General features: G+C 34.2%; 6 protein-coding genes. 2 read left to right on the top strand and 4 right to left on the bottom strand.

Translation table 11 applies throughout. From position 1 onward, the window contains the following. From KTJ10_RS07930 to KTJ10_RS07915, 4 genes are all read right to left on the bottom strand, one after another. The coding region (locus tag KTJ10_RS07930; protein WP_262441746.1) for a 3-oxoacid CoA-transferase subunit A at positions 1–485 on the bottom strand (485 nt) is incomplete at its 3' end. A gap of 350 nt (positions 486–835) precedes the next feature. Next, on the bottom strand, positions 836–1,552 hold the full coding sequence (gene ispD / locus KTJ10_RS07925; RefSeq protein WP_017480999.1) for a 2-C-methyl-D-erythritol 4-phosphate cytidylyltransferase: 717 nt from the start codon (positions 1,550–1,552) through the stop codon (positions 836–838). Then, entirely contained in the window at positions 1,518–1,907 is a 390-nt protein-coding gene (gene ftsB, locus KTJ10_RS07920) for a cell division protein FtsB (RefSeq protein ID WP_005069056.1), read from the bottom strand. Before ftsB ends, ispD begins: the two co-directional genes overlap by 35 nt. A gap of 277 nt (positions 1,908–2,184) precedes the next feature. After that, entirely contained in the window at positions 2,185–4,371 is a 2,187-nt protein-coding gene (locus KTJ10_RS07915) for a TonB-dependent siderophore receptor (RefSeq protein WP_410468414.1), read from the bottom strand. Positions 4,372–4,744: 373 nt separating this feature from the next. Here KTJ10_RS07915 and KTJ10_RS07910 point away from each other — a divergent pair, with 373 nt between their 5' ends. After that, positions 4,745–5,425, top strand: a complete 681-nt coding sequence (locus KTJ10_RS07910) for a hypothetical protein (protein WP_262441745.1) — start codon at positions 4,745–4,747, stop codon at positions 5,423–5,425. 348 nt (positions 5,426–5,773) lie between these two features. Then, positions 5,774–6,451: a DUF421 domain-containing protein gene (locus KTJ10_RS07905; protein WP_068557086.1), complete on the top strand. Its 678-nt coding sequence runs from the start codon at positions 5,774–5,776 to the stop codon at positions 6,449–6,451. The last annotated feature ends 15 nt before the right edge of the window (positions 6,452–6,466 follow it).

The following is a 6,466-nucleotide window of genomic DNA, read 5'->3' as shown; positions in this document are numbered from 1 at the left end:
CCTTTGTAGGCTTTAATCAAGGCAAAGTCAGCCTTGATTGGATATTCAAGTACATAATCTTTCCCATCAATCTCACGAGTCTCTTTACCTTCGGCCAAAAGAGTTCCAAAGCCTGTTGGGGTAAATACAGCGCCTAGGCCCATACCTGCTGCCTGAATACGACACGCCAGATTACCTTGCGGTACCACTTCAAGCTCGACCTTTCCAGCACGATACAGTTCATCAAACACATAAGAATCTGACTGACGTGGGAAAGAACAGATGACTTTTTTAACCGAACCAGCTTTAAGTAGTTTCGCCAGACCATAGTCGCCATTACCGGCATTGTTGCTGACGATGGTTAAATCTTTAACACCGAGTTCAATAAGACCGTCAATGAGTTCAGCGGGTTGTCCTGCGGTACCGAAACCACCAATCAGAATGGTTGCACCATCTTTAATCTGCGATAGAACCTCGCTTAGTGAGGACTTACTTTTGTCAATCATTAGACAACTCCATTGTGCTCATTGAAGAAGAGATAGGTAAGAGAGTTAGGCACACTGAGGCGAGAAGAATAGATAAATATTTCACTCAATCCCGAGTGTTTCCCTTAGCTTTCCCTTTTAAACATTTTTGATAATTTTCGTATTTTGATCTAGTAAGCTACATACAGTTTTGTTCGGTATAAATATATTTTGTTCGATGATCGAACATTATCTAAGTAAATTACTCAACTAATCTTATAGAGTTGGGATGCAAAAAAATATTAATTCTTATAAATAGATATGTAGAAATGAAATATTTACTTAGGCTATTTCTCAAATAAAACTACAAAATATTATTATGTATATCTATCCTAAGACTGTGATTGTAAAATTAAACGTGCAAGCTCTAAATCATCAGGATAAGTAATTTTAATATTATCAGAACGCCCCATTACAACCTGCACAGTTTCCCCGATATATTCAAGTGCACTTGCCTCATCGGTAATAGCAATATTATTTTCTAAAGCGTATTCAATTGCTTTTTTGAGCTTCCCAATTTTAGCAATTTGAGGCGTTTGAGCCTGCCATAATAAATCCCGACTTACCGTTTTATTAATATGATTATTTGCCGCAACCTGTTTTAAAGTGTCACGAACAGGAATCGCTAAAATAGCACTATGATTTGATTCAATTGCTTGTTCAACAAGGGTATTTAAACAATCAATTGTTACACAAGGCCGTGCTGCATCATGTACAAGAACCCAATCATTTTCATTAGCAAAAGTTAAAAGATGATTTAAAGCATTTAATACCGAATGGACTCGTTCAGCCCCACCTATACAAAAATGCGCCTTATCTATATTTTGAAATGCGAGCGTCTGAGCAAAGGTATCTTGGGTACCAATTGCCAGAACATAACCATTTAATGGAAGTTGACTTATGCGCCGAACAGTATGTTCTAAAACAGTCGTATTCTGAATATATTGATACTGTTTCAATTCAGTTTTAGAAAATCGACTTCCTGAACCTGCAGCTGGAATAACTGCCCATAATTTAGTCTGGGATATCTGGGGATGCAGGTGTCTCATTCGTTTCCAAATCAACTTTAGCGTTCGGGTCAATATAAATAGGCTTGTAATGGGTACTAATTGTACTCATTTGAACAAATGTCTCATGTGGTTTAACTAAACCTAGATCAAGGCGAGCATGTTCTTCTATTGCTTCTGTACCATTTTTCAGGTCAAAAACCTCTGCTGCCAAAATACGGTTTCGCTCTTTAAGCTCTTCATTTACTTCAGCTTGTTGCTGAATTTGTTGCATGAGAGCTTGATGAGGGAGATAGCCACCCTCACCTAACCAAAATTGATATTGCAGTATGGCTACCAAAACAATAACCAGTAGTAATATCAGTTTGCTTGAAGTGGATCGAAATACTTCTAACATATCATTAAGATTTTTAATTAAAAACTTTCGTTAAGAGATTGTATTGTATAGTAATTAAGAAGTAGCATGCGAAATTCCTGCAAAAATTTAAGCAAAATTATTAATGGGCATATTACTTTAATTGACCATTGTGACATGTTTCATTTTGTCAAAAATGAATGGAATTTGAAAGGGAAATAATATTTATAAGTACAACTGCTTATAAATCAATCTACGCACAAAAAAGCCCTCTTTTAAGGGCTTTTATAAATCGGTTACTTATATGAGTATGTCTGTATCAAAAATTATAACGAACACTCAGCGTTGCATTTCGTGGTGTTCCCCAATTCATTGAGTTTTCACCAATACCTTCATAATATTTTTCATCAAAAATATTATCGATATTAAATTGAAGTTTAATATTTTTATCTACTTGATAGCCAAGCATCGCACTTGCTAAAACATAAGCATCTTGCTCAATACGAGAGCTTCCACTACCCGTATAGTATTTACTCTTATAATTTAAGCCAAGTCCTGCACTCCACTGATTAAGTTTGTACTTAACAAATAAATTTGAAGTTGTTCGAGAGTTTGTCGTATTAACCTTCGTACCCTTTGCATCTTTTGCTTCAAAATTAGCAATACCAAAATTAACAGCCCAGTTATCGTTAATTTCCCCATCAGCTTCAAACTCAAAGCCTTTACTTTCAACACCATCTACAGCACGGTAAGCTTGCTCTGTAGTTTGTGTACCATTACGGACAATAAATACTCCAGGTATCGATTCAGCAAAATTAGATTGTTCTATTCGAAATACTGACAATGCTGTATTTAAACGCCCCCCAAACCACTCACTCTTTAAGCCAGCCTCATAACTCTTACCTGTAATCGGATCAATATATTGATCATTTACATCTTTACGATCTTGAGGTTTGAAAATTTCCGTATAACTCGCATACACAGACTGATCTTGGGCAAAATCATAAATAGCGCCAATATAAGGTGCTAATTCATTGTTAAATTCACGGTTACCTTTATCATTCTCAGCTTTATATTCCCAGTTAGATAAACGTGCACCAGCAATAATTTTTAAAGGATCAAGAATTTGAAATTTTCCAGCAATATATGCCGCAGTTTGTGTGGTTTCATTCAGCGCATTTTTGCCGTTTAAAATAACAGGCTGAAGCAACTCTTGAGCTATATCATTATAGTTAAGCGGACCACCTAAATATTTTTCAATGTCTTGGTTTTTGTTAGATCCACCAAAAATATCTTTTGTCTTTTCATTCTTATTCCAAGATCCGCCAATAATGATTTCTTGTGGACGATTAAAAAGCGTAAATGGGGCATTGATAAAAACATCAATATTGTTTTCTTCACTCGCAGCTTTGGCGCCATATACAGAAACATTATCCTTTTTATTATCATCTATATTTTTTAGTGGACTGGTGTTGGTTGCCTTATCTACTTTTCCAGCTGTATATAACAACATAGAGTCCGTATCTTCTTTGCGGAAAGTATAAGCAACATTTAAATTGACATCATTAAATAAATTCTGTTTTAAGTTCGCAAACACTGCCGTTGTATTCACATCCCAGTAAGTCCAAGGTGCACTTACTGTTAAGCTTCTAGAAAAATTGGTACGGGTCCCATCAGTATAAAAAGCAGGTGTACCACCCCAGCGAATACCGTCACGATGCAATTCTTGATAAGTAGCTCCAAACGACATACTTGTTTTATCGCTCAGATCATAATCAAGAGCACCATAAAATACATTCCGTTCTTTCTCATAAAAATCCATAAATGAATTTTCATCAGAATGCTTCACAAACATACGTCCACGCAATGAACCATCAGCATTAAGCGGTGTAGAAATATCTGCCGAACTGCTCCAAGAGTTCCATGAGCCTAATGATGTACTGACATTACCACTAAGTTCTTTTGAGTTTGCATGTTTACGAATCATATTCAGCGCCATCGCTGGATTGCCCGCACCTGTGGTTAGGCCATTAGCACCTTTCACCACCTCGACGCGATCATAAATATCTAAATCAAGGTCTCCTGTACCTAAATTAATCGTGCTCGGTATTCCATCTATTAAGTAATAATCTACCTCAAAACCACGTGCATAAACTTTCTGACGCTCATCAGTACGTGAAGTCGAAACACCCGTAATATTGTTCATTAAATCTTGAAAAGAATCGATTTTACGATCATCTAAATATTCACGGGTTAAAACCTTCACCGATTGTGGTGTTTCACGAAGAGATAAATTTAATTTTGTAGAAGTATTTGCGCTTTTTGCTGCGTAACTGCCCGAACCTTCGGTAACAGTGGAATTTTCTTGTTCTGCTTGTACTCTTATCGTTTCTAAGGTGGCTGTTCCATTTTTCTCATCTGCATAACCAACTGAAGGAACAGTTAAAGCCATAGCAAATGCTAAAGGATGAGCTCTAAATACTTTTCTAAAGGGCGAAGTGTACATAAGAAAATTCCATAATAATTAATGTGCTGTGCGAGATTCCTTACCCTTTTACTACTTTGTTCCTTGTTACAAAGCAGAAAAAGTCGGCACAAAAATTAACACGAATGATAATTGTTATCAACAATATATTAATAATCACTACTATTTGTTTAGAGTGGGTTATCAGTAATTTTAATTATTGATGTATTTCTTTCCCATCCAACCCCACACTCGGATCATCAGGCCAGTTAAATTTATCGTGCTCCAATTAATTAATAAAATGTTATGCAATTGTCTTACGATTAACTCAAAAATAACAAACTAAACAGTATTTTCTTTTATATTTTATTATTCTTCTAAAATCTCATCATAGAGAATAAAGGTACAACTTGTAGTGCATAAAGTTTTAGCATTTTCTTTAGTAAGCTTAGGTTTGAGCGCTTGTAATAATCATACTGATGATAGTCCATCAAAAATAATTAATGTGGAGGACTCCCAAAAAATAAACAGACCTATTAATACCTATACATATGAATTTAATGACATTATTTATAAATTAAATACTGAACAAGACCAAATGACAGCTCATTTGAAATTAAAACGTTTATTAAAAAAGATGCCACCTAACGATAACAACTTAAACATTTTAAAAACTAAACGTAAAATACTCGTACATTTAGGTTGTCTTAATGAAGCTTATCGCATTACCGAAAAAATACTAGCTAAATCAGAAAATTCAAAATTACAAGAGATGCAATGTATTTTCCTCAGTAAAATGAAGAAAGATGCTCATGAAATAAAAGCATGTTATGAAAAAACCGCGAATAGTTATTTAAATGAGATAAATTTAATTCCTAAAGCTGCTTTGCGATATCAATATGCTTTATGGGGACATTATGCAGCAATGTTCCATGCTGGTCATATAGAATATAAAGATAAACTCCAAGAAGTTATTGATTATCACAACATTGAAGATCACAAAAAAACATATCAACAAATGTATAAAAATGTTATGGATCCTCAAGTTTTTCAAAAACGTCTAGATGAGATTCCTTATACTCCTGATTGTCATTAAACTATTTTTTTAAATCTTAATATCAGTTATTTTTATAGCTTGCATCATTATTAAATCTAATCTACCTAATAAGAATGTCTTTGTTGATATATCTTTTAATACTGCCTTCCCTTTTGGGAATAGCATCATCTCTTAATAGATCTATTTTTGAATAGTACATCACATAATTAGACTAACTATATTAAGTTTATTCACACAGAATTAGTTACGAATAAAATTTATAAAAATTCACATATGCTTCACTCTTTTAACCAATAACTACCTAAAAAGTATATTTTTTTATTTTCTAATTTGTTAAGAATTTTATAAGGATTTCTCTCAATATTTTAATAAGGAGAAAGGTGAAAAATGGATTTTATTAATATATTTATAGGTGATACAACCTGGAACTTTGTTTTAGAAGTTTTAGTTCGATGTACCGTGATGTTTATCATCATTATTAGTTTTTTAAGATTATCTGGTAAACGAGGTGTACGTCAGCTCTCCCTTTTTGAACTCGCAATCATTTTATGTTTAGGGTCAGCAGCTGGCGATCCGATGTTTACTGAGGATATACCTATTGCACATGCCTTTGTTGTGTTTATCGTTATTCTTTTTCTTTATCGATTTGCTACATGGAGCATGGTAAAGCATAAAAAAATTGAAGATTTACTTGAAGGAAAAGCGCTTTGTATTGTTAAGGATGGTCTTGTAGTCTACAAAGATTTCCAAAAACAATCATATTCTCATGATGAGTTTTTCTCAGAAATGCGGCAACAACATGTTGAGCATCTTGGACAAGTGAGAACAGCTTTATTAGAGTCTGATGGTATTCTTAGTCTGCTTTATTTTGAAGATGAGGACGTAAAATGGGGCCTACCATTATTCCCTGACGCTTACCGCAGAGCCAATGTACTTAAACTTAATACTTTTTATTCATGTATGAAATGTGGTGAAACTAAAATTTTAAATAAAATCGACCAAGAATGTAGCCGATGTCAACATCACAGTTGGGCTGAGTCTTTAAAAACACGCCGATTAGGATAATAAAAAAGGTGCTAT

The organism is Acinetobacter sp. WU_MDCI_Abxc222 (genome assembly GCF_025514755.1).
GTDB classification, from domain to species: Bacteria; Pseudomonadota; Gammaproteobacteria; order Pseudomonadales; family Moraxellaceae; genus Acinetobacter; species Acinetobacter geminorum.
The sequence above is the reverse complement of the archived record's forward strand: the minus strand, read 5'-3'. Positions and strand labels throughout refer to the sequence as shown.

Excerpts from the sequence above, each read along its gene's own strand:
- ispD (WP_017480999.1), bottom strand. The coding sequence starts at position 1,552 with ATGAGACACCTGCATCCCCAGATATCCCAGACTAAATTATGGGCAGTT.
- ftsB (WP_005069056.1), bottom strand. The coding sequence starts at position 1,907 with ATGTTAGAAGTATTTCGATCCACTTCAAGCAAACTGATATTACTACTG.
- KTJ10_RS07915 (WP_410468414.1), bottom strand. The coding sequence starts at position 4,371 with ATGTACACTTCGCCCTTTAGAAAAGTATTTAGAGCTCATCCTTTAGCA.
- KTJ10_RS07905 (WP_068557086.1), top strand. The coding sequence starts at position 5,774 with ATGGATTTTATTAATATATTTATAGGTGATACAACCTGGAACTTTGTT.